The following is a 1,193-nucleotide window of genomic DNA, read 5'->3' as shown; positions in this document are numbered from 1 at the left end:
GTTCGACCTGTTGCATGGCCAGCTTCAAACGCCCCTGCTCGACCAGCAGTTGCTCGTTGGTCTGCGTCAGGGCCTGGGTGCGCGCGGCGACCTGCACTTCCAGCGTTGTATTGACCGCCTGCAGGTCGTCGTTGCGGGCGGCGATGAGGCGAAACATGGCGTTCATGCCATTAAGCAGACTGTTTGTCGCCGGGTCGGTAACCCGTTTTTTCTCTTCCTCGTAAGCCTGTTCCGGACTGCCTCCGTCGCGAATCAGCCTGACCTGGCGTGCCATCGACTGATCCATGCCGAGGATGTGATGGGCCAGCCAACTACACAGAAAGCGCAGCAGGAAGTCGAGATTGCCGTCCTCCGAGGGGAGCTCGCACATCTTGCTCACTTGTTCCCCGAAGCCGTGATGGACGTTCTTGTGAATTTCGATGAAGCGCGGATCGCAGCCCGTCTTGAGCATCAGATCCTCTTCGTGGCCGAAGTGGACGACCGCGTATTGGATCAGTTGCCCGAGCACCTTCTCGATTTCCTCGGGGGGGGTTGATGTGGTCTGGTGTTCGATGATCCAGTTGATCAGGCGGAAAAGGCCCTGATGTTCCTCATCGACGACCGGCTCCCCGGTCATGTAGCGCTCACTCCAGACAAAAATATCCATGCTCAATCTTCCCCTGTTATCGGGCCGAGTACCCGAAGAATTTCTTCTGGCGTGGTCGTGCCGGCCTGCACCCGCTCTACGGCGTGATGGATGATGCTGCGCAGCCCTCTGTGCCTGGCCTGACGGCTGATTTCGAGAACGCTGGCACCGCTGCCGATGCAGTCCCGCAACGGGTCATCAAGGGTCAGTATTTCGTAAATGCCGAGGCGACCCTTGTAGCCGCTGCCGTGACAGGTAGCGCAGCCCTGGCCGCGGCGGATTTCGCCGATATTGGCAAAGGCTTTGCCCAGGCGGGAGATGACTGCCGGGTCCGGCGCTGCCGGCTGGCTGCAGTCCGGACAGATGCTGCGTACCAGGCGCTGGGCGATGATGCCTTCGAGGGCGGTGGCGACGACATAGGGTTTGAGGCCGAGATCGAACAGCCGGGCAATGGTGGCGACGGCCGAGTTGGTGTGCAGGGTCGAATAGACCAGGTGGCCGGTCAGGGCGGCATGAAAGGCAACCTCGGCGGTGTCGAAGTCGCGGATTTCACCGAGCAGGATGACGT

General features: G+C 60.8%; 2 protein-coding genes. Both read right to left on the bottom strand.

What is annotated here, in order from left to right; genetic code table 11:
- A partial coding sequence (locus tag ADADOO_RS02450; RefSeq protein WP_511274710.1) for a bacteriohemerythrin occupies nt 1-646 on the bottom strand: 646 nt, incomplete at its 3' end.
- Between the two features lie 2 nt (nt 647-648).
- On the bottom strand, nt 649-1,193 hold a 545-nt coding region (locus ADADOO_RS02445), incomplete at its 5' end, for a GspE/PulE family protein (protein ID WP_511274708.1).

This window comes from Azonexus sp. (genome assembly GCF_036170495.1).
Taxonomy (GTDB): domain Bacteria; phylum Pseudomonadota; class Gammaproteobacteria; order Burkholderiales; family Rhodocyclaceae; genus Azonexus.
This window is presented reverse-complemented; position numbering and strand designations above follow the sequence as displayed.